21 protein-coding genes are annotated in these 21,147 nt (G+C 69.9%); all 21 read right to left on the reverse strand.

The annotated features are described in order from the left end of the window. Window positions 1-3: 3 nt before the first annotated feature. The 21 genes from DELCS14_RS08395 to DELCS14_RS08495 all read right to left on the reverse strand — a co-directional run bounded on the left by DELCS14_RS08395 (window position 4) and on the right by DELCS14_RS08495 (window position 21,014). Window positions 4-2,778 carry a conjugal transfer protein TraG N-terminal domain-containing protein gene (locus tag DELCS14_RS08395; protein ID WP_013801242.1) on the reverse strand — a complete coding sequence of 925 codons (2,775 nt, stop codon included), beginning with the start codon at window positions 2,776-2,778 and terminating at the stop codon, window positions 4-6. Window positions 2,779-2,797: 19 nt separating this feature from the next. Next, window positions 2,798-4,246, reverse strand: a complete 1,449-nt coding sequence (locus DELCS14_RS08400; protein ID WP_013801243.1) for a conjugal transfer protein TraH — start codon at window positions 4,244-4,246, stop codon at window positions 2,798-2,800. A gap of 9 nt (window positions 4,247-4,255) precedes the next feature. Beyond that, a complete protein-coding gene (gene traF / locus DELCS14_RS08405) occupies window positions 4,256-5,131 on the reverse strand; it encodes a conjugal transfer protein TraF (RefSeq protein WP_013801244.1) in 876 nt (291 codons plus the stop codon). 9 nt (window positions 5,132-5,140) lie between these two features. Continuing rightward, on the reverse strand, window positions 5,141-5,533 hold the full coding sequence (locus DELCS14_RS08410; RefSeq protein ID WP_013801245.1) for a hypothetical protein: 393 nt from the start codon (window positions 5,531-5,533) through the stop codon (window positions 5,141-5,143). After that, window positions 5,530-7,944 carry a type-F conjugative transfer system mating-pair stabilization protein TraN gene (gene traN, locus DELCS14_RS08415; protein ID WP_013801246.1) on the reverse strand — a complete coding sequence of 805 codons (2,415 nt, stop codon included), beginning with the start codon at window positions 7,942-7,944 and terminating at the stop codon, window positions 5,530-5,532. The genes DELCS14_RS08410 and traN overlap by 4 nt, the downstream gene beginning before the upstream one ends. Before the next feature lie 9 nt (window positions 7,945-7,953). Then, window positions 7,954-8,700 carry a type-F conjugative transfer system pilin assembly protein TrbC gene (trbC, locus tag DELCS14_RS08420; protein ID WP_013801247.1) on the reverse strand — a complete coding sequence of 249 codons (747 nt, stop codon included), beginning with the start codon at window positions 8,698-8,700 and terminating at the stop codon, window positions 7,954-7,956. 1 nt (window position 8,701) lies between these two features. Next, window positions 8,702-9,721 (reverse strand): TraU family protein, encoded by a 1,020-nt coding sequence (locus tag DELCS14_RS08425; RefSeq protein ID WP_013801248.1) that lies wholly within the window; start codon window positions 9,719-9,721, stop codon window positions 8,702-8,704. Next, window positions 9,718-10,347 (reverse strand): type-F conjugative transfer system protein TraW, encoded by a 630-nt coding sequence (gene traW / locus DELCS14_RS08430; RefSeq protein ID WP_013801249.1) that lies wholly within the window; start codon window positions 10,345-10,347, stop codon window positions 9,718-9,720. The genes DELCS14_RS08425 and traW overlap by 4 nt, the downstream gene beginning before the upstream one ends. After that, window positions 10,344-10,754 carry a hypothetical protein gene (locus tag DELCS14_RS08435; RefSeq protein WP_013801250.1) on the reverse strand — a complete coding sequence of 137 codons (411 nt, stop codon included), beginning with the start codon at window positions 10,752-10,754 and terminating at the stop codon, window positions 10,344-10,346. The genes traW and DELCS14_RS08435 overlap by 4 nt, the downstream gene beginning before the upstream one ends. A gap of 11 nt (window positions 10,755-10,765) precedes the next feature. Next, window positions 10,766-11,356 (reverse strand): conjugative transfer signal peptidase TraF, encoded by a 591-nt coding sequence (gene traF, locus DELCS14_RS08440; protein WP_013801251.1) that lies wholly within the window; start codon window positions 11,354-11,356, stop codon window positions 10,766-10,768. Continuing rightward, a complete protein-coding gene (locus DELCS14_RS08445; RefSeq protein ID WP_013801252.1) occupies window positions 11,353-11,724 on the reverse strand; it encodes a hypothetical protein in 372 nt (123 codons plus the stop codon). Before DELCS14_RS08445 ends, traF (DELCS14_RS08440) begins: the two co-directional genes overlap by 4 nt. Then, complete coding sequence (gene traC, locus DELCS14_RS08450) at window positions 11,721-14,303, reverse strand: type IV secretion system protein TraC (protein ID WP_013801253.1); 2,583 nt, start codon at window positions 14,301-14,303, stop codon at window positions 11,721-11,723. Before traC ends, DELCS14_RS08445 begins: the two co-directional genes overlap by 4 nt. Window positions 14,304-14,324: 21 nt before the next feature. Continuing rightward, entirely contained in the window at window positions 14,325-14,975 is a 651-nt protein-coding gene (locus DELCS14_RS08455) for a TraV family lipoprotein (protein WP_013801254.1), read from the reverse strand. Next, complete coding sequence (locus tag DELCS14_RS08460) at window positions 14,972-15,820, reverse strand: DsbC family protein (RefSeq protein WP_013801255.1); 849 nt, start codon at window positions 15,818-15,820, stop codon at window positions 14,972-14,974. The genes DELCS14_RS08455 and DELCS14_RS08460 overlap by 4 nt, the downstream gene beginning before the upstream one ends. Next, complete coding sequence (locus DELCS14_RS08465; RefSeq protein ID WP_013801256.1) at window positions 15,804-17,207, reverse strand: TraB/VirB10 family protein; 1,404 nt, start codon at window positions 17,205-17,207, stop codon at window positions 15,804-15,806. Before DELCS14_RS08465 ends, DELCS14_RS08460 begins: the two co-directional genes overlap by 17 nt. Continuing rightward, a complete protein-coding gene (locus tag DELCS14_RS08470) occupies window positions 17,204-18,040 on the reverse strand; it encodes a type-F conjugative transfer system secretin TraK (RefSeq protein ID WP_267234573.1) in 837 nt (278 codons plus the stop codon). Before DELCS14_RS08470 ends, DELCS14_RS08465 begins: the two co-directional genes overlap by 4 nt. 154 nt (window positions 18,041-18,194) lie before the next feature. Further along, on the reverse strand, window positions 18,195-18,761 hold the full coding sequence (gene traE / locus DELCS14_RS08475; protein ID WP_013801258.1) for a type IV conjugative transfer system protein TraE: 567 nt from the start codon (window positions 18,759-18,761) through the stop codon (window positions 18,195-18,197). 13 nt (window positions 18,762-18,774) lie between these two features. After that, on the reverse strand, window positions 18,775-19,074 hold the full coding sequence (traL, locus tag DELCS14_RS08480) for a type IV conjugative transfer system protein TraL (RefSeq protein ID WP_013801259.1): 300 nt from the start codon (window positions 19,072-19,074) through the stop codon (window positions 18,775-18,777). Between the two features lie 31 nt (window positions 19,075-19,105). Next, window positions 19,106-19,468, reverse strand: a complete 363-nt coding sequence (locus DELCS14_RS08485; RefSeq protein ID WP_013801260.1) for a hypothetical protein — start codon at window positions 19,466-19,468, stop codon at window positions 19,106-19,108. A gap of 191 nt (window positions 19,469-19,659) precedes the next feature. Next, entirely contained in the window at window positions 19,660-20,202 is a 543-nt protein-coding gene (locus DELCS14_RS29470) for an OmpA family protein (RefSeq protein ID WP_157158243.1), read from the reverse strand. A gap of 269 nt (window positions 20,203-20,471) precedes the next feature. Then, window positions 20,472-21,014: a lytic transglycosylase domain-containing protein gene (locus DELCS14_RS08495; RefSeq protein ID WP_013801262.1), complete on the reverse strand. Its 543-nt coding sequence runs from the start codon at window positions 21,012-21,014 to the stop codon at window positions 20,472-20,474. Window positions 21,015-21,147 lie beyond the last annotated feature (133 nt).

The following is a 21,147-nucleotide window of genomic DNA, read 5'->3' on the forward strand; positions in this document are numbered from 1 at the left end:
TGACTATTTCCTGAGCGCGTCCTTCACGGCTCTCTTGGCATCGTCAATGAGTGGCGCGGCATCCTCTTGGATCTGTCTGCCAGATTGCCTCATCAGTGAGCGCTCAGACGCGAGAGTGCCGTCGGGTGTCCTCGTGATTTGTGCTTTGCGGTCGAATTCGCCTTGATCGGCTGACGTGCTCGCCCTGATGCGCTCGCTTTCCTCGCGAATCGATCCGCGTAACGACGATGGCGTGCTCGGTCCTGCCGATGTGGGCGGTGCAGCGCCTCCGAATCGGCGCACGTCGCCCTGATTTGACAGGTGCCGTCCGGTGAGGTCAGGCGCCAACGCTGGATCGCCGGAGTTCTGTAGATGCCGGGCTTGCAGGTCACCGAAGGCCGTGGGCACGGCCGTTCCATCCGAGAACACGCGATTCGGTCGCAAGGACTGCCGCGCCAACTCTGCCTCCATGAGCACGCGTGCCGAGGCACTGCTTCCTCCATACTGTTCCGCATAGCGAGTGAACATTGCGAGGTTGTGCGGGTCTTGGGCGATATCGATGGATATCGTTTCACCTCGATCGTAGGCTGTCGACACACGTTCAGCGAACGAGCTTCGCTCTGATAGGCTGGCGTCAGCTCGTTCCGAGCGTGCAGTGCTCGCCGACAGGCGGGCTGCGAGATCCTGCGCCTCACGTGCATCGCTGGCAACGACGCTCATGAAGCTCCTGTCTCTTGACATGCGATCGCCGAACTGCTTGAACTCAGCAAGCTGATTGCTCGTCATGCTTCCGATGACCTTCCGCTCTTCAGCTGAGAGGCTAGAGGCGTAGCTTTTGTCGGCCGCCGCGTTGCCTGAAAGGCCAGCGATCGGCGTGTTGACTCCCAAATGCCCTGAAGCTCCGAGAGCAATCCGCGCGACCTGCGACTGCGTTAGGCCTGTGGAGTCCGCCACGCTCTTGCTGATCTGGTCCAGCCGGTTGAGCGTTTCGCCGAACTGCTCGAAGCTGCTCGACGTGGAGCCGGTGCTGCTGCGCGATGAGCGCAGCTTGGCCACGCCCTTCGTGAACGCCTCCGCCAGCACCGCCGAGCGCTCGCTGCTCGCCGCGACAGCCTCGCTGCGCGCGGCGTCCACCTGCCGGCTCGCATCCTGCACGTCCTGCTCCGACACCCGCATGGAGACCACCCGCGAGGCGAAGCCTTGGTTGCGCAGCAGGCTGACCGCCGTCCTGCCGGTGAGCGCGTTCGACGAAAAGGTGTTGCCGCTCAGGTCGTGCTGCCAGCTCCCCATGAAGGCCGAGGTGCGGTTCGGCGCAAGTTGCATCTGGTCCATCGAAACGTTGCCCAGCGACGTGTTGCCGACGGTCGACGCCGAGGTCGCGCCCGACAGGGCGGCTTGCAGACCTGACAGGCCGCCGACCAGCGCCGTGCCGAAGTTCTCCATGCGCTTGAGCGCGGCCCACGCAACGAACGGGATGCTGATCGCCAGGTAGCCCACGATCGCCTCACCCGACAGCGCACGGGAATAGATGACCGAGGCGGTCTGCAGAGCCAATGCCTTCGCGCCGGTGCCGAGGTCCGCCGCAGCCGCCAGGTCGTAGGCCGCGTAGATCGAGGCCATGTAGTTGAGGATGGCGTAGAGGGGGGGCCAAAGCTGAATCCAGATGAGGATGGACGCGTAGCCTTTGAACGCCATCATCGTCTCGCGTCCGCTCGTGAGCAGCAGCAAGAGCACGAAGAGAGGGAACATCGCGTACGTGACAGCCTCGATGACGTTGCGGAAGACCGGAAGCGCCTGCTCGGCCACCTTGCCGTAGTTGAGCCACGCTGCGTTCATCTGGGCCACGGCCTGTGCCCTGCCCACGGCCAACACCATGGCGGCCGGGTCGTTGACCTTCTGCCCGACGATCTTCCCGGTGTCGTCCAGGGCATTGAGCATCGCGTTCTGGCGGATGATGTCGGCGGCGGTGGCCGAGGCATTGGCGATGTTGTTCTTGAGGTAGGCCTGCTGGATCTGGCCGGCGATCGCGGCCGCCGCGGCGGTGCCGGGCAGCGTCGGGTTGAGCTGGAACGCCAGGCGCCCCTGGATGCGCTGCAACTGGGCCGGCAGCCGACCGTTGAGACTCTGGTAGACGTTCGGGCAGGTGTCGACGCCGACGGCTCCGCCCGCGCCCGTGAGCGTGCTGAACCTCGCCGGATTGGGCGAGGCCATCAGCGGCCAAACGTCGTCCGAGGCCGAGAAGACCGCTGGATCGAGCGATCCGTCGATCAGGTCAAAGGTGGTGCAGTTGTGGATGAAATTCACGAGGTCCGTCCTGAAGGCCGGGTCCTGGAACACCACGTTGCCGGTTTCGCGCACGAGCCGGTTGCCGAACATCAGGCCGTTCTGCTGGTAGGAGAGTTCGTCCGGCAAGGCGCCCGCGCCCGGTATTACCTGGAACGCCGTCTCGAAAAGCCCCGTGAGCGTGTGCCCGATGGTGCTGGTCAGGCTGCCCAGCAGGGCCACCCCAAAGGGCACGTTGTCGACCACCTTCACGGCGGAACCGCCCGTCTTGTCCACGATGCCCACGGTCACCTTCGGCACGATCAGGATGCCGAAGATCAGGACCACCGAGGCCAGCCACTTCCATCCTTGCAGCTTCTCGGGTGCGAACGCATACGCGATCAATGCCGCCACGAAGCCGCAGAAGGCCACCGCGGCGACGGCCGAGGCATAGTCGCCTGAGGCGTGGATGGCCGCGGCTGCATTGAACACCCCATACAGGCTGTCCGAGTTCTGGTAGGCGTAGATCTCCCACACGGCGGCCTCCGGCTGCGTCTCAGCGGCCCATGTACGCGGCCTGCTGGCCGAGCATGTCCATCACGTGCTGGGGCATGCTGGAGCGCAATTGCCGCTCCAGTTGCTCGAGGTGGGTGGCGACGGCGCGGTAGGAGCCGACCTTTTGGTACAGGAGGTTCTTTTCCTGGGAGATCTGCAGCAGGATGGCCTGCGCGCGCTGGCGGATCTGGTTGGCCTGCTCGCGCTGCGTCTGTTGCAGCGTGTAGTCCTTCGCCAGCGCTGCCATGCCGAGGCGCAGGTTGCGTTCGAGGAAGACGTAGGCATAGTCCGCCGCGATCACGTCCCGGTACTGGCCGATCAGGCTGTCGGCGAGGCCCGAGCCCGGGATGCTGGTGCCGACCGAGAGCATCTTGTAGACCGGCTCCGTCGTCTGGTTCACGAAGCCCACCTCGGCCGAGTTGTTCGGGATCGGCGTGCGCGTGGCGATGCGGTCCGCGATCGAGCGCATCATTGTCTCCACGCGCGCCGTGAACGGCACGTGGTTGTACGCGGTGTTGAGCGAGACCACGTCGCAGCTCGTGTAGTCGTTGCAGCGCAGCAGATGCTGGATGACGTTGTTGCCGGAGCCGGCCGCCTGGCCGTAGAGCAACTGGCTGATCGACGTCAGGGTCGGGGCGACGGGCTCGGGGTCGCGCCCCGATTCCTCGGGGTAGTAGATGACGGTCCCGACCATGCTCATGATCAGCTCGCGCCCCGCATCGTCGAGGAAGGCGCCGGTGTACTGCAGCGCCTTCCAGGTCAGGTTGCCCACGAAAGGGGCCTTGTTGCGCACGTTGGCGTCGCCCGACGAACGGGCCGAAGCCAGGATGCTGGGCCGGTCGGTCGAGCACCGGCGGCGCGCCGCGTCGCGGTCGCTCTCCAGCCCCATCTCCATCGCCAGGTCCGAGCAGGTCTCCTGCGAGCTGTAGCCCACCGCCTCCGCGGCGGTGCTGACGATCGCCTTCGCGGTCTCGCACGAGTTGATGCGGGCATTGTTGATCCAGGTCTCCAGCCCCTTGGCCCACTTGGTCAAGCCGCCCAGCAGCGGGGAGACGGCCTCCAGCGCGAGCTGGAACGCGATCCCGGGCAGCGCCGCCGTGATGTTGCGCAAGAGGTTTTTGAACTCCTGCGCGGAGATGTGCGAGAAAGAGCCTCCGAAGACGTCGATCCCGCCGCATCCGGCCTTCGCGCTGGGGAACTGGATCGCCGCGAGCTGGTAGACCTTGTTGGGCGAGCGCATCATGAGCGAGCCGCCGGTATAGGTGTTGTAGGTCTGTCCGCGGAACGCGCCCGGCGCGGTGTAGTTCCCGATCGCGCCCAGGTTGTTGAACATGTCGTTGACCTCGCTGTTGAGATCGGCGCGCGCGGGCACCGTGGCGGACAGCGTCGCCAGGGCAACGGCCAACGCGATGGCCTTGCGGGAATGAATGGTTCGGGAGCGGCGGGGCATGGGAACCTCCTATGGCAGCGCCAGGTGCTGGGTCGCGCCGGGCAGCATGGCTTCGCCCGAGGGCGACGAGACGATGGCGATGCGCTCGAGCAGCTGCGACTCGGAGAGCACGCCGGATCCGATCGGGGTGATCTTTCCGGTGGCGGGCCGGGCCAGGAACACGGCCGGCACCTGGGTGACCTGCAAGGCCGTGGCGATGCCGTTGTCGCGCCGGGCGCGCGGGAAGCCCGGCATCGGGCCGCCGTCGACGCTCACGGGAACCACCTGGATGCCATGGCGCGCCTCGAAGGCCTGCAGGGTGGGTGCGAACGCGTGGCAGTACGGGCAGTCGCTGCGGAAGAAGAAGATGAGCACATGGTCGCGGCCCAGCGTGGCGACCGAAGCCGAGCGGTCACTTCGCTGCTGCTGCTCGAACACTTCCAGCGCCTGCGCATTGACCGGCCGGCCCTGCAGCGTCGGGTCCAGCTCAGGGGTGGCCCAGGCCACCCGCTGCGCGACATCGGCGAAGTAGGAGGCGCGGTTCACCACCTGCATCTCCAGTTCCATGTAGCGGCGAACGTTGCGCTCCGTCGGGCGCATGATCGCGATGTTGCGCAGCTCCTCAAGGGTCTTCTGCAGCCGCTCGAATTCGACGAGCTCGGGCGGGCGGGGTGCTGCCTGCGGCCGGGCGGGCAGGGCTGGGGCAGGTCGGGGAGCGGCTTGCCGCTCCTCGGCCGGCGGATCCTCGTAGAAGTGCCAGCCGCGCCAGCCGTCGGTCCAGTACGGACGCGGCTCGTCGTACGCGGCGCCGGGGCCCGCGTTCTGGGCCGCTGCAACCGCGGCTAGCAACGCCAGAGCCAGGCAGCCAAGCCGGGAGACGAATGCGCGGCAGAGGCGGATGGTCATGGCGCGCCCTCACAGAAGTGACTTCGGCGGCAGGCCGTCGAGGCAGTAGTTGATGCCGAACTCGATCGTCTGCTTGCGCGGTGCGGCCACGTCGGGCAGCTTCACGCCTTCCTGCCAGAACAGGACCTTCAGGCGGCTGCAGCCGGGCTGGCGGTAGCGCTTCTCGGTAGAGACGTCGATGTAGATCGGCGACGTGGCCTCGAAGCGCTTCGTGATCGCCTCCGCGATCTCGCCGGTGAGCACGCCATGGGCGGTGCCGTCGGCGGACCGCAAGGCCGCCAGCATGACGGGGCGCGCGTCCGCCACGGGGGTGCGGACGATGTCCGCGCGTGGCGCCGCGGCGAGGAAGGAGAGCAGAGCGCCGCCGAGGCATGCGCTTCCGATGCGCGCGACGGTGTTCACTGGCACCTCCCTTCGCCGTAGTAGCAGTTGCCCGCGCGGCCGACGGCGCCGCCCTGCATGGCGCCGACGTTGGGCAGGGTGGGCACGATCGAGGCGTAGAACTCGGTCAGGTCCATGCGCGCGAAGTCCAGGCTCTGCAGCTGCGCGATCGTGAAGCCCGAGCAGTCCGGCATCTCCGCGGTGCCCCACCACTTCATGACCTGCAGGCGCCCCTGCTCGTTGATGATCCGGGCCAGGACCGAGTTGAAGCAGCACTTCGTCGTCGTGTGCGTGGTGCAGGAGACGCACTTGCCGAGGATGCGGATGCACGACGAGCAGTAGGTCCCGACCGTGTGGCACAGCCGGGCGCCTTCCTTCATGGCGAGCTTGCCTTCCTCCTCGTCACAGGAGATCGCGGACATCACCACGTAGATCACGATCGCGATGACCAGGCTCCAGGGGTCGAAGGCGACCACCACGCTCTCGCCCGCATAGAGCACGGATGAGCCGGCAGGCAGGGCCGCGCCGTTCACCGCGACCGTGACGCCGTAGCTGGTGAAGCTGCCCGAGAACCCGCCGCCCATCAGCAGCGCCTGCATGCCCTGGTACAGGAACTGGCGGTTGCCGGAGTTCATGAGGGCGTCGTAGACCAGCCTCGACCCGACGCCGAACATGCTCTGGTTGCTCATGCCCTTGCCGGCCGAATCCGACGAGCAGCAGTTCTTGAGCAGCCGGTCGCGGCAGCGGTTGGCCTCGCCCCGGAACACCTGCAGGTTGTCGGTGTCGAGGTAGACGCCGGCCTCGCGTCCGGCCTCCAGGAACGACATGGCGCGGGCGAAGTCCGCGTCGTTGGTGTACGTGGTGTTGAAGCAGCTTCCCGCGATGCAGAAGACGTCGCTCGGGCAATTGCGGGCCGTGGCCGCGGATCCCGGTGCCACCGCGCAGCGGTAGGTGTTCTCTGCGATCTCGCAGATCCCCGTGGCCGGGTTCATCTGGCGGCAGGTCGTGCCGACCGGCGTGCAGCCCGAGGCGGCGAGGGGCGCGCATTCGTCGGTGGGCGCGCCGTACTGGCAGGACAGCGACGTCTCGTAGCGCCAGCAGGCGCGCGTGACCGAGGCCCCGTCGATCACCTTGGTCGCGGGCCCGTCGACGCAGCGCGCGGCGCCGGCGACCGCGCAGCGTCCGTCGCTGTCCAGCGCCGGGCATTGATCGTCCCACTGGTCGGCTTCGGTGACGGTCGTGTGCGGCCGCTCGTACGCGAGCGTCATCTGCGGGATGTAGCCGTACAACGGGTTGAGGCGGAAGCCCACCACGGGGCGGTCGCCGGCCGTCCGCCAATACGATCCCGAGAGCGTGCGCGTGATGTCCTCGCCGGGGGCATCCCCTGGATCGTTGCTGGGCGCATAGCAGCGGCCTTCCTCGAGATAGGTGGTCTGGACATCCCCGACATCGCCGGCGGAGCCGGTCGTGTGGGCAATCCGATCGCCGCTCTGCGTGCCGGCGGGGCAGGCGCCGTAGACTTCGAGGAAAGGCCGTTCGCTCGTGCAGCTCATGTCGCCCGAATCGCCGCCCCCGCCCGTGCAGACCTGCCGGTAGGGCTGCGCGATGAAGCCCGTGACACGGCAGTCGTCGCCGTTGCAGCGGTTGTTGGCGACCCACAGGCCGTTGCCGCCCCCGCCCAGCGGGTCGCCGCCTGGCAGCGGCGCGACCATCTGCGGAAACACGTACGCGGTGGTCATGTCGACGTCCATGAAGGCCACCGGCACGCCCGTGGCCGTGACGCGCATGCGCTGCTGGGAGGCGGGCAGGTCGGGCTTGCACTGGACCCCCAGGCCGATGGAACCCGAGACCGCTTGGGCAAACCACTCGCCGGGCGAGCAACTGCTCGTGCGCGAGACCGACACCGACAGGGTGCGCGCGCAGGACTGCGCGGACGCGCCGGTGTACTGCCTGCACACCCGGGTTTCGGCCGCAGGGGTCGCCACGGTATCGACCTGGCAGCCGGCGTAGTAGGTGGCGATGTCCTCCAGCTGGGTGGAAGGGTTGGCCGCAATGCGTCGCGCCCCGAGCACGGCCGGGTCGTACGGCGAAATCGGGTCGCGCGGCATGTTGGCCGAGGCCCGCGCACCGAGCAGCGCCTGGCACACCGGATCGTCGGGCGTCAGTGCGCATCCAGCGAGCCTGGCGCTGGTCTGGCCCGAGAGGTTGGGCTGCCCGTAATAGAGCCGCTCGGGCGGTGCGGTCGTGTAGCCCGGCACCACGGCCGAGGCGCCGGGGGTGTTGATCGCGCCGCGGATCACCGGGTTGGCGGCCTGGCCCGCCGCAGTGCCCTCGGCGTGCGGGGTCTGGGCCGCAGTCTGCGTCGTGACGAAGCAGGCCAGCGTGAACCAGACCACGGCCCGGCGCAGGAGAAGGGTGAGGACGGGGCGCATGGCGGTCTCCTACGGCTTCAGCCGCTGCAGGAACGCCGCAGCATCGGCGCGGAAGGCCGGGGCGGCGCGCACCATGTGCTCCAGCGCATAGTCCAGGCTCACGTCGCCGGCCGTGCGCAGGAAGGCCTCGGGCGGCGCGCAGGTGCCGCTAGCACAGGAAACCGGCCGCGTGCCGTCACGCACCAGCACGAAGCTGGGCACGCGCTCGATCGCGAAGCGGTCGAAGGCCTGGGGGTCGATCTGCACCGAGACCTGGCGCGTGCCGATCAGCGGCTGCACCTGGGCCACGGTCGCGCGCAGGGAGCCCTGGGCGAGGCCGCGGAGGATCACCGATGCGCGGGCACGCGCCGCCTGGTCGACCAGGCGCTCCAACGTGGGCCGCGGCATCGAGAGGCTGACGAAGACCATCAGGCCAGGCCCCTGCGCAAGCCCCGCTGCGTCCTGCATCGCGTCGGACTGCGCAGCATAGCCGCGCGCCAGGGCCTCCAGGTCGATCGGGGCGCGCGTCGCCGGCTGGGGCAGGGCGTCGATGGCAGGCGCTGGCGGCACGGGCGTGGCCTTGAGCTCGGCATCGCCCGGCATCCGGTGCCTGCGCCGCGCCTGCTCGATGTCCTGGTCGGAGACGCTGGGCTGCGCGCGTCGCGCCCGCTCGAGGTCGGCATCGGTGATGACGGGGCCGCCAGGGCCCGCAGACGGCGCAGCCACCGCGTACAGCGCGAGGGCGCAAGCGAGGACGAGCCGGCGTCCGCGAAGCATGTCAGTAGCCCACACAGCAGTTCCTTTTGCGAAACAACATGAAGGCGAAGTCCTCGCCGCGCACCGGGTATTCCTTGCCGGCGCCCCAGGTGACGGTCTGGCGCCCGAAGGGCTGGCAGCACTTGCCGGCTTCCTTGGACGTGTTGGGGATGGGGTAGGTGAGCTGGGTCTTGTAGGCCGCCTTGTCCATGACCGGCATGAAGTACGGCCCGCACAGGCCGGCCTGGCCGTGCCAGCCCCACGCGATGAGCTCGCGGTGCATCTTGGCCGTGAGCCGCTGGGCCATCAGGGCGGCGGTGCGCACCCCGCCCATGTGGTAGGGCACGTGGCCGTTCATGGGGTAGAGGCCGCCCTGGCAGCCGGCGCACCAGAACATCTCGCGGATGCCGAAGCCCAGCGAGGCGGCCACGCAGTCGGCCGCGCAGGCCGCGATCGCCACGGGGTTGGCGAACAGCACCGCGTCCGGATTGATGATCAGCGTGAGCTCGTCGTCGGCCCAGAGCGGATCGACCTCGGTCAGGTACGCGAGGTCGAATGAGCCCTTCTCCAGGCAGGGGAAGTCGGTGACGACCTCCAGGTAATAGAGGACGGGGTTCACGTAGAAGTGGGCCTGGTAGAAGCTGCTGCCGTCGCCATCCCCTTCGGGCCGCGTGAACCGCGCGGCCTCCGGCGCCGGGATGCCGGGGTCGAGGTCGATGCCGCCGAGCGAGGCCAGGCAGAAGGGCTTGCGCACGGCCTCGACGTGGCGCGCAGGCTCCCAGAAACCGACCGTGATTCCGATGACGGGGTTGACGCCGCAGGTGCACAGCGGGCTGCCGGGGTTGTCGATGTCCTCCTGGGCGCCGAAATCGCCGACGCGCGCGCCGCCGATGCTCAACGGCAGGATGCAAGACCAGCAGATATCCGTGATGGGGTTCGGGAACTTGCCAGTGCAGGTGGTCGCGCCCGCAGTGGCGCAGGCGGAGGCCATCACGAGACCGGCCAGCCAACGCAGCGTGGAGATGGTCCAGAGGGGCTTCATCGGGTCACCTCGATCTCGTCGATGCGCAGCCGCTTGCCCTCCTGCGAGACGAGGGCGGGAACCTGGGTGATGCCGAGCCGGCGCGTGAGCAGCCCTTGCTGGTCGTAGTAGACGGGGATGCGCCAGGACTTCATGAGGTCCAGGTACGACCCGCCAGTCAGGATCGGCTTGAGCTTGCCCTGGTAATGCGCCATCAGTTCCCGCGCGCGGCGCACCTGGCGGCTGTCGCGCGCGTCGAAGAAGAGGAGGTGGCGCGACAGGGACACGATGTCCAGGGGATTGGCCCGGGTGCCCGCGGCGAACAGCAGTTCGCCCTGGGCGCCGAGGACATTGCGGTCCAGCGTGTATGTGGGGTCGAAGTAGAAGGTGCGCGGCGCGGCCGTGGTGCGCAGGCCCGCGACCGGCGCAGGATGGCGGACCGCGTCGGCGCCGCGCTCGCGCGCCTCCTGCTCGATGCGGGCGAGCTCGCCCGAGCGTTCCTTCTCGCGCAATCGCTCTTCGATCATGCGCAGCAGATGCGGCTCGGCGATCTCGTAGGTCGGCCCCAGGATGCCGAGGTCGGTGGCGTGCGCGCCCGGCCCGAGGCCGGCCAGCACGGCGGACGCGAGCAGAACGCGGGCGTTCATCGTGCACCTCCGCGGGGGCACGGGATCTGCGCGATCATCCGATCGCGCGCTGCCGTGTCCTGCAGATGGGCCGCCCGGATCAGGGCCATGAGCGCCGGGTGGCCGTCACCCTCGGACATGGCCTGCCGCAGTTCGGCCGTGGTCGGCGCGCGGCCGCAGCGCAGCTGCATGGCGGCGAGGTAGGTGCGCGCGCCCTGTTCGGCGGCCGGGGCGATCTGCCGGAGCAGGCCGAGGTAGTCGGCCAGCGGCATGTCGTCGCCGGGTGCGGCGGCCGCGGGCGAAGCCAGCGGGCCGAAGGCCGGACTGCTCTGGGCCAGCGCGGCGCTCGCGGCCAAGGCCTGCACGGCCAGGACCAGGACCAAGACCAGGACCCGGGCGGGGACGGCGAGGCGGGCGATGCGGGGCATGGTCCGGCTCCTCAGAAGATCGGCATCACGACGCCCACCACCTGCTCGGCGCGCACCAGGCCGCTTTCGGCATAGCGCGAATCGAAGCTGTGGGGGCCGACGCCCTGCACGTAGTAGTGGCCCGGCGGGATCACCACCGGCGCGATGGGCGCAAGCGGGTGGCCGTCGTAGGCATGGGTCTTGGCCAGGCCCACGGCCTCGCCGTTGACGAAGACGGTCCGGTCCGACACCGTGACGACGTCCCCGGGCACGCCGCGCACCCGCTTGAAGAAGGGCTGGCCGCGCAGACCGCGGTAGTGCGCCTGGGCCTCGCCCGCGAAGGCGAAGACGATCAGGTCGCCCCGCCGCACCGGGTGCTGCTGGAACTGCATCAGCGCCACGTGGTACGGCAGGCTCGGCGTCCAGTTGACGAGCAGCGGCACGCGCGGCGTCGGGTCGACGAAAAGCCGCACGTAGGCGAAGCCCCAGATCGCGAACACGGGCAGGTACAGGTACCAGCGCCGCCGCATGTGGCGCAGCAAGTCCGCGAAGGCGTGGGCCTGCCGCCGCCACCAGCGCGGCATCGGCGTGGCGTTGCCGGTTGCAATGGATTCCGTGGTCATGGCTGTTCCACCTTCCCGCGCAGCAGCGGCGTGAGGTCGCGGCTGTTCGGCGCGCCCGCGATCGCGCTCTTGATCACCACCAGGCAGCCGCATTCGCGCGGCAGTTCTTCCAGCGCGGCGGGCAGGCGCTGCGAGAAGCGGCGCGCCAGCGCGAGCGCCCGTTCCCGCTCGGCCTCGCTGGCGCCATGGGCGCCATTGGCGCCGCCCGTGAGCAGCTGGGTGAACTCGGCCTCCTTGGCCCGGTAGACCTCCGACAGGTCCACCACGCCGATCACCAGGGCCGGGCGCAGCACCCAGTGGTCGTAGGCGGCGATGCCTGCGGCCAACAGCAGCACCGTGACGACCGCATTCGACAGGGCGGCCTTCATAGCGCGTGCCCCCGCTGGCGCAGCAGCTCGGTGATTGCCTCGTCGATCGAAAGCCCCTGGGCGCGCAGCGCGTCGATGGGCGCGTTGTCCTCCAACTTGTTGCTGAAGAGCAGATGGGTCGCCGGATCGAGGATGTTGCGCGCCACGCCTTCGCCCACGGGCGAGGAGATGTAGACCTCCGAGAAAGCGCCGGCCTCGGTGCGCAGCGAGTTGAGCAGCCGCTTCTTGGGCTCGTCCATCGACAGGCGCCCCTTGCGGTCCAGCATCTCGATGGACTCGGGCTTCTGCCGCAGCAGGAACACCCAGTCCGAACAGTTGAACGCCGCCTCCATCTGGGCGCTGCCGTAGTAGTCGTCGGCGCTTTGCGTCGCCGTGCCGAGCGCCCCGCCGTATTTGCGGGCGCGGCGCGCGGCTTCCTCGACCACCGCGGCCTTGACGGGATCGTCGGCCCCGATGTCGCCCAACTGTTGCTTGAGCTCGTCGATGAAGAGCACCTTCCTGCGGTTGCGCGTGAGGTACATCTCTCCCGTGATCTGGTGCAGCAGCAGGATGTTGACCACCGCGTGCAGGTCCGGCCTTCTCTTGAGTTCTTCGTTCTCGATGACGATGAAGTCGTTGCTGAAATCGACGTTCGCCCGGCCCTCGAAGAACCGCTCGTACTGCCCGCCCTTCGCGTACGGGTTCAGCATGATCGCCAGGTCCCGGATGCGCTGGTCTCCCTGGACGCCCAGCTCCTCGATCGATCCGGTCTTGAACGCATCGCGCAAGCCCGTGATCGTCAGATCCTGGCCGTGCTCGCGCCAGAGCTTGAGCACCATCGCCGAGATCGCCTTGTACTGGACCTCCTCGAGCTGGTGCTGCATCGAGGCCATCTTGGCGATGCCGGGTACCAGCATGTCGATGTCCTCGTTGATGTCGTGCACCACCGAGAACGGATTCAGGCAGATGTCCACGTCGGGTCGGAACTCGATGTAGGTGCCCTGGGCCTTGCGGCACAGCTTCTCGAAGCTGCGGCCCAGGTCCAGCATCCAGACCTTGGCGCCGATGGCGCGGTAGGACCACGCCAGCTCGTTCATCAGCACCGACTTGCCGCTGCCCGGCGCACCGATGATCGCGAAGTTGTAGTTCCCCAGATCGTTGTCGAAGAGATCCAGCGTCATGACCTGGCCGCGCCGGCCCCCGAACACGAGCGCCGGCGTGCGCGTGCCGCGCCACTCGGCGATCAGCGGCGCCATGTGGATCGCGTTGGCCATGGTTTTGCGCGTGACGCGGCGCATCTTGGCCAGGTCCTTGTGCATCCGCGAGGTCAGCGTCATCGGCAGGCTGGCGAGCAGCGCCTGGCGGTGCATGTAGGCATCCGCGTTGAGCTGGAACCCCCGCGCGCGCCAGATCGCGTTCGCCGCCTCGTGGGCCGAGGCCGCCTTCTCGGGGTGCGTGAAGATCGCGAGCTGGTGGTAGAGGCTCACCAGGCTGCCGCCGGTGTCGATCGCGTTGGCCGCTGCGGACCAGTCGTCGAGCTTCTTCCTCACGTCCGGCATCACATCGGCCATCTTGCTCTTGGCGTTCTGCGTGGCCCGCACATGGTTGGCCGTCACCACCGACTTCGTGGCATTGGGGTCCAGGATGTAGACCCCCAACGTGATCAGGAACGGCGCGCTGTACTGCAGGGCCGGCTGCATCAGGTCGCCGATCAGCGAGCCCATCTGCCACAGCGCGAAGCGCTCCGGAAAGCTCTTGATCGAGTAGAAGCGCGCCTCCAGGACCTCGGCGCTGGTCTCCTTCCAGAGCGTGATGCCCGAGGGGTGCGGGTCCTGGATGGTGTCGAAGTCCACGATCTGGTCGCGGATCTCGCGACCGTCGTCGTAGTGCAACCACCGGTCGTCGTCGAAGTTCAGGTCCTCGGCGTCCGAATGGGCGATGCGGTCGGGATTCGTGAACAGCGCGCACCAGTTGATGAGGTCGGCCGCATCGCACACGCGGTTGGGCAGCATGGCCGAGCGCAGCGTGGCGGCCATCGAGTCGCGCAGCGTCAGCAGAGCCTCGCGCCGGTTCAGATCCGCGGCGTCGCCCGCGAAGGACACGCTCAGCATGAGCCGGAAATCCCGCAGCGTGTAGTGGAAGCCCGAGGTGAGCGACGTCTGCGTGCCGCGCAGCAGGTGCTGCACGCGCTGGCGCGCGAGCTTGCGGAACAGGTTCTCGTTGGGCACCGGCCGGCCGAAGGGACGGGCCTTCTCGGCCTGGTCCTCGTCCTCGACCCGCAGGTTGGTGTACTGGCGCAGCTGCTGGCGGATGTGCGGCGAAGCGAACAGATGGAACTGCAGGCCGGTGTCCGGCGGGCAGTTGGCATACAGCGAGACCAGCACCTCGGACATGCGTTCGTCGGCGCCCGATTGCGGCATCACCTCCAGCAGGAAGCCCATGCCGTCGCGGTTCACGAAGACCTTCTCGTCGGCCAGGTAGGCGGAGTAGGGCAGCCAGCCCGCGAACTGTTCGGCGGGCGTGTCCGGCGGCGGGCCGAAGGGAAACAGCGGTGCGGCGCGGAAATCGCCGGGGCGTGATTCGGTGGGAGGCAGGCGCATGGGGGGACCCTCGGTGCGGCTTCATGGCGCCCTGTTGCCCAGTCCCGCCGACGGCGGCCTGAGCAAAGGGAAGGAAGGCAGGGGCGCGGCCCGCTGCATCGCGCCCTCGGAGGCGGCCGTGCCATCGGCCTGCACCGGCGCGGAACCGGAAGACGGTGCGGCGTCGCCCGCGGGGGCTGCGGGAGGCGGGCGCAGCGGCGCGTACTGGTCGCGGATGCGCTGGCGGATATGGTCGATCTGCCAGCGTCCCGCATCGACCTGCACATAGACGAGGCCCTGGTCCCAGAGGTCGCCGTCGGCGTCCTCCCAGGGCTTGGTCCACAGCCGCAGCACCCGCGCTTGGGAGCGCAGCGCCAGTCCGGGCGTGTCGCCGGAGCCGGCGATCGCGGCCTGCGGGGCCGCAGGCGGCTGGCGGGAGGGAGCGGATGCGGCGGGTAGCGCGGCTTTCGAGGGACGCGCCGCCGGCTCGCCCGGCGCCGCGCCGGGCGCCCGCTGGCTCGGCAGGTTCTCGTGTAGCGCGTTGGCGTAGGTGCCCGACACCGAATCGCATGCCACCCCTTCGGGCGCCGCGCAGGCGTACTTCGACTCGCCGCTGAGCCCGGACATGTTGACGCAGCCGGCCAGGGGAAGCAGCAACGCGGTGGCCGCCGCGCGCAGCGTTCCTGCGCTCATGGCTTCTTCCCCGCGGAGGATGGCTTCGCGGTCGCGACCTTGGCGGCCTCGTTGAGCCTGGCCTCCAGAACGGAGCGCCCGACGTAGCCGTCCGTGCGCGTGCCATCGGCCCAGATCAGCGTGGGTGTGCCCTGCACGCCGAGGCGGCGCGCCAGGTCCAGGTTGCGCGCGATCGGGTGCTCGCAGCCCGCGTTGGGCTGGAGCAGGCTCGCGTCCGCCTGCAGCATCCACTGGCGCCAGGCGCGCTCGCGGTCGGCGGCGCACCAGATCGCGATGGGACGGGCCTCGCCCTGGAACGGCACGAGGAAGGTGTAGACGGTGACGTCGCCGATGCCGGCGAGCTCGGGTTCAAGCTGCTTGCAGTAGATGCAGTTGGGGTCGCTGAAGACCGCGACGACGCGCTTGCCACTGCCGCGCACCGTCTTGATCGCGTCGGCCAGCGGCAGCTGGTCGATCGGCACGGGGGCCGCGGGCACGGACTCGGACTGGAGCTGCCCGCCGGTGTCGGCATGGCGCTGCGCGATCCTGGGCCCCGTGACGTCGCGCATGCTCTGCGTGTCGAAGAGGCGGCCGAAGACGAAGAATCGCGGGTTGGCCGCCGAGACGTAGGCGACATTGCCGCTCATCCAGACTTCGTAGAGGCCCTCCACGTCGGTGCGCGCGACCTCGGTGAACTGCGTGCCGGGATGGGCCTTGCGCAGGGCGGCCAGCAAACGGGCTTCGTCGGCCGTCGCAGCATGCCCCGCGGACACACCGGCCAGCAGTGCCGTGCAGAGCGCCGCGCCAAGGAGCGCTGCGGCGGACCGGGGGCGGCGCGAGCGCAGGTGTTCAGTAGTTGCCGTCATCGGTGGCCTCCAGGTAGCGGGTTTCAGGGGAAGGGGCTGGGCGGGCGCGGTGCTCGGCCACGGCCGTCATCGGCACGTCGATGCGCACGCCCCGCGTGATCACGACGTCGATCTGGCGGCCGGCGTCCACCTCGATCACGGGGAAGGTGTTCTCGGCCAACTTGATGTAGTACTGGGCGAGTCGGTCCAGCGCCTTGCCCACGCCTTGCCCGAGGCCCGCCCGGTAGGCGTCGGCGTTGTTGTCGGCGCTGGCGATGGTCCCGAGGGCCGAGGTGCTGTAGGTCGTGTTGGCCGTGGACAGGCCCTGGCCGATGCCGCTGACCACGCCGGCCAGCAGGGCGTTCGCGAGCATCTGCCCCTGCTTGGTCACCAGGCGCCCGCGCATGCCGACCTTGCCGTCCTCGCCGTAGACGCTGCCCTGGATGCGCACCTCGAGCGTCGCGCCATCGGCGCGCACGCACGTCAAATTTTCTGTGCGCAGGTAGGCGCGCTCCGAGCTGATGTCGCCATAGCCGGCCGCGATGACGAAGCACTCCCGGTACTCGCCGCGGAACTGGTTGGGCAGCACGGAGTTGTCGGACAGGCGGATCAGCACCGGGTGCGGGTTGGATTGCGATTGCCCGCCGGTCGGCGCGTCCAGGCCGCCGAGCAGGATCCCGCGCGTGAAGCTCACGGGCAGGAAGGTCGAGACCGTCTTGGGCATGCTGGCCGACGAGGCGGGGCCGCCTTCACGCGCAGGGGCGGCATCCCCGCCGGCGGCCACCGGGCGGGATCGGTCCGCCAGCGTCACCCGCGAAATCACCGGAGCGGGCGGTGAAGGCGGCTGCAGGATGGGCGGGCCGGCCGGCATCCCGCCCGCGCCTGCAGCAGCGGGCGGTGGCGGCGGAGGCAGGCTGGCCGCCGGCGGCATTGCCGAGGGGGCCGCCGGGGCGGGCGCCGGCGGCGGCGGCGCGGCAGGTGCCGGGGCCGCGGCCTGCTGGCTCGCGGTCAGGCGCTGCTCGAGCTCCGCGAAGCGCTGCATCGTCCTCCCTTCGAAGGCCTGCCGCTCCTTGTTGACGCGGCTCTGTTCCTCGCGCTCGGTCTCGTACTGCGCGAGCTTGCGGCCCGCCGTGCCGACCCACTGGTCCACCGGATTGACCTGGCCCCCGGGGGGCAGCACGCCGATGTTGGTGACGTCGCCCGGTTGGGTCTGCGTGGCGCGACCGCCGTGAGGCAGGGGGCTGGTGGCGGAGAAGCTGAAGATCAGCCACAGCAGGCCGATCCCGCCAGCCAGGATGCCGGCCAGCAGGGCGTACTGGCGCTGGCGCGGCGACAGGCGTTCCAGCAGGCCGCGCACGGCATGGCCGGGCGGGCGCGTGCGCCCGGGCGGCGTGGACGGCGTGCTCATCGCGTGCCTCCCCGCCGGATCACGTAGACGCTGGTGGTCTCCCCGGGCCGCAGGGTGTGGTGCTCGATCGCGACGCCGGCGATCTCCCCGCCCGCGCGGCTGTCGGGCCGGTCAAACTCCTGCTCGGCCAGCACCATCGGTGCCGTGCTGATGTTCTGCAGCGCGTACTTCTCGCCGGTGAGGCCGCGCCCCTCGTACAGGCGCAGCAGCGTGAAGCGCGCCTCGGCCCAGAGCTGGACAGGGCGCGAGGTCTCTTCGACCCGGACGTCCGGCGGCACGCGGTCCGAGGCCATGGCCACGAGCAATGCCTTCATCGCGCGCACGTGGCTGGGTGCCGGACCGGAGGGCGCTGCCTCGGGCGTGGCCGGGCGCAGCGCGCGGGGCGTCTTGTCGCGGATGACGATGGTGTCGGCGGGCGTGTCCGAGCGGCGCAGCAGCAACGTGTACGTGGCGGTGGCCGAGGACACGAAGAGGTTGATCGGCCGCGTCGCGTCGCCCACCGGCCGGATGTAGACCTCGCCTTTGTCGCGGTCGCACTCGACGATGACGTCGCCGGCCGGGTTGACGGCGGAAGACGACAGCGCGGCCGGCGCGGCCAGGCCGGGCGTGGCGGACGGGAGCCCCGGGGTCGCCGGGGAGGCCGATGGGGACAGCGCCGAGGCGCCGCAGTGGCTCGAGTGGATGTTGCCGAACACGTCGGTGATCGGCATGCCCTCGATGCGGATGCGCGTGGGCTCCTTCAGCGAGACGATGGCCTCCACGGCCACCCCGTCGCTGGCCTCCACGAGCTGCAGCGCGTGCGCCTGCAGGCCGAAGGACAGGGCCGTGACCACCAGGATCCGCCGTGCCGCCGGCGGCAGCCGATGCCAGCGCGTGTGCGAGGGCGTCGCGCGTGGCGGCGACGAGGCCGCGGCGGGCAGCCCGGCCGCAACCGGCCGCAGGATGGCTCGCGCCGGGCGGGCCGGACCTGGCGGCGTACGCGGGGTGTCACTTGACCGCATAGGGCACCTCCTTGAAAGCGGTGACGTGCATGCGAGCGCCGGCGTGGCCGAACTCGATGCGGTAGGCCTTGAGGTCGTTGGCCGTCTCGTAGCCATTGACGAGGGTGCGCAGGCGCCCGCGCACGACCAGCGACTGCGTGTCCTCGTTCGCCACCAGCTGCTGCGGCGCGAAGGCCGTGGCGGCGTTGATGCGTTTGAGGCGCTCGGCTTCGACCTCCTGGCGGGTCTTGAGCTCGGCGTACTGGGCCGGGTCGACGTAGCCGAGCAGGATGTCCTTCTTCCAGTCGATCGTCGAAGGCGTCACGTCCAGGATCAGCCAGGCCACGAAGCTGCCCATCTGTTCGAGGTACTCGCTCGACGCCCTGTCTCCGGTGACCCAGAAGGTCTTGCTGAGCGAGGGCGGCACGACGACGGTGCGCACCGTGCCCAGGAGATTGAGGATGATGACGAGCGCGAGCACCACGCCCGTGGCCAGCGCCCCGACGGCAAGGCCCAGGCCCCGGTTGCGCCGGCGCAGGTCCTTGAGATCGCCGCTGAGTCGGTCGAAGTCCATCGCGTGCTCCGGTTCAGCCGACCATCCGGCGGATGTGGGATGGCGGCGTCGCGCGCATCGAGGTCGCCGGGTTCACCGGCAGGTGCCAGTACAGCCAATGCAGCGCGAACGCGGGGTGCTTGTCCGCCTTCAGGCGCGACACCCAGCGCGAGACGGCGATGCCGGCGGCCATGCAGACCGCGAACGCCGCCTTGCTCGAGGACAGGTAGCCGATGAAGAACGCCAGGACGATGGGCGCGGCGACGTCGACATCCCAGAAGCCGATCTTCCATTGATCGTCCAGGCGCCGCGGGATGTAGGTGTCCGCTTGCATGTGGGCCTCCGGGGTGTCGATGCGACGGGGCTCAGACGACCGCGCCCATGATCGCCCCGGCAATCACCAGGCCGACCGCGGCAAAGATGGCCAAGCCCACATAGAACAGCACGGGTCCGAAGTTGCGCAGCGCCGAGAGGGAGATCAGGGCCACGACAAAGCCCACGAACCCCACCAGCGCCTTGATCCCAGGGCCGAGCTCCGCGATCTGCGTCAGCGCGCTGGTGAGCGGTCCCGTGATGCCGGTGAAGGCCACGAGGTCGAGCGCGTGGCTCGGGAAGGCGAGCGCCAGGCCCGCGAGCGCGACGGCCAGCAGGCAGAAGAAGGCGATCAGCTTGCGCGCCGGCGAGCGCCGGGCGGCTGGAGACGGGGCGGAAAGAACGGCGATGCTCATGGCGAACTCCTTTGAAGATGAAGAAAGGGCAGCGGGAAGGCGGGCCGAGGGGCCCGTGGACTGCGGGTGGATGTCTCGGGTGGTGCCGGCGCGAAGCGGCGCGGTGGAGCCGGTGGGCCCGGCGGGTGGGCCAGGGCGGTTCCGGCCATGGGCCGGCTCCGCCTGGCGGGGTGCGGCGCGGCCGCCGGCGTTCATGGCGCGGCCTCCGGATCGGATGCGGACAGACCGACCTCCACGCGCCGGTTCGCGAGACGGCCGTCGGCGGTGTCGTTGCGCGCGGCGTAGCAGCACGCGCCCGCGGCCTCGACGTCCACGGCCGCGGGCCAGCGCGCGAGCCGGGTGCGCAAGTGGTCGCGCACCGCGCGGGCACGCGCGATCGCGAGCGCGTCGTTGAAGGCCTGGGGCCCGAGGCTGTCGGTTCTGCCGACGATGCGCAGCCTGTGGAACGGCCCGGCGTCCGAGGCCTGCCTGGCGGCTTCGTCCAGGAGCGTCCTCGCCGCGGGCGTCAGCCGCGACTCGCCGAAGCGAAAGTGCACCGTCACCGCGATGTCGCCGGCCTGCAGCGGGTGGGCTGCGAGGGGCGGTGCATCTGCGGCGCTGAAGACGGCAGGGGCGGCCGCCGCCGGCAGCGTCGCGGAGGCTGCCTCGTCGCCAGCCGGCCTGGCGGCGTGGTCCCCGGCAGGTTCGGCCTGCGTCCGCGCAGCGGGCATGGCGATGGCTTGGCCGATCGCCACGTTCCGAAGTTCTTCTGCGGTGGGCGGGGGCGCGGCCCGCGCTAGGGTCTTGGGCGTGGCCCGGGGACAGGCTTCGCTGGCGCACAGGACGAAGGGCGCGTCCCGGCCTAGGCGCGTCCCGGCGTCGCCGGCGACCTGCGCGATCCGCAGCGGGCCAGGGCGCGAGGGCGCGGCGGCTCCGGGCGCGGGCGATGGCGCCTGCGGCCGCAGCGCGGCGCAGGCACAGAGCACGGCCGCACTCACGCAGGCCGCGATGCAGAGGTGGCGTCTCACGGCGTCACCTCCGCGAGCGCGCGCGCGCGGGACCGCAGGGCTGCAGGCGCCGCAGGCGCCGCTGCCGTCACGCGCGGCGCCGCCGCGGCAGGCGCTTGCGGCAGCCGGCGGTAGACCTTCCACGCATAGTCCGACCGCGCGCGGGTGCACGCGTCGCCCTTGAGCTGGGAGCAGGCGGCGTTGTAGGCCCCCACTGCGTTCCAGGTGATGCCGTGCCGCGCGAACGACTCCGCGAGCAGCCAGGCGCCGACCTGCATGTTGGTGCATGGGTCGTAGAGGTCCGCCTCGCTGATGCCGTAGCGCGCCAGCTTCGGCAGGTGCGAGCTGTTGATCTGCATCAGCCCGATGTCCCGCGTGCCCGTGCGCGCCCGATGCGAGTCGTTGACCGCCCGGGGGTTGAGCCCGGACTCGACGCGCGCCACGGCATAGAGCAGTTGCGCGGAGACGCCGTAGCGTTGTGCGGCGGCATCCCAGCACGCGCACGCCGCGACAGGCATGGCGATCAGCAAGAGCGCGGCAGTGAACGGAAGTGGTCGCATGACTTGTCCCATGGAGGCCGGCCCGCGCCCGGAATGGGCGCGGTGCGAGGACCGGCAGGGCCGGACAAGGTCAGGTGCGGGTGGCCAGGGTGCGGCGGGCGCAGGCTGGAGAGGTGGTGGGACCGGCTGCCCG

Source organism: Delftia sp. Cs1-4 (assembly GCF_000214395.1).
In the GTDB taxonomy this organism is placed as follows: Bacteria; Pseudomonadota; Gammaproteobacteria; order Burkholderiales; family Burkholderiaceae_C; genus Comamonas; species Comamonas acidovorans.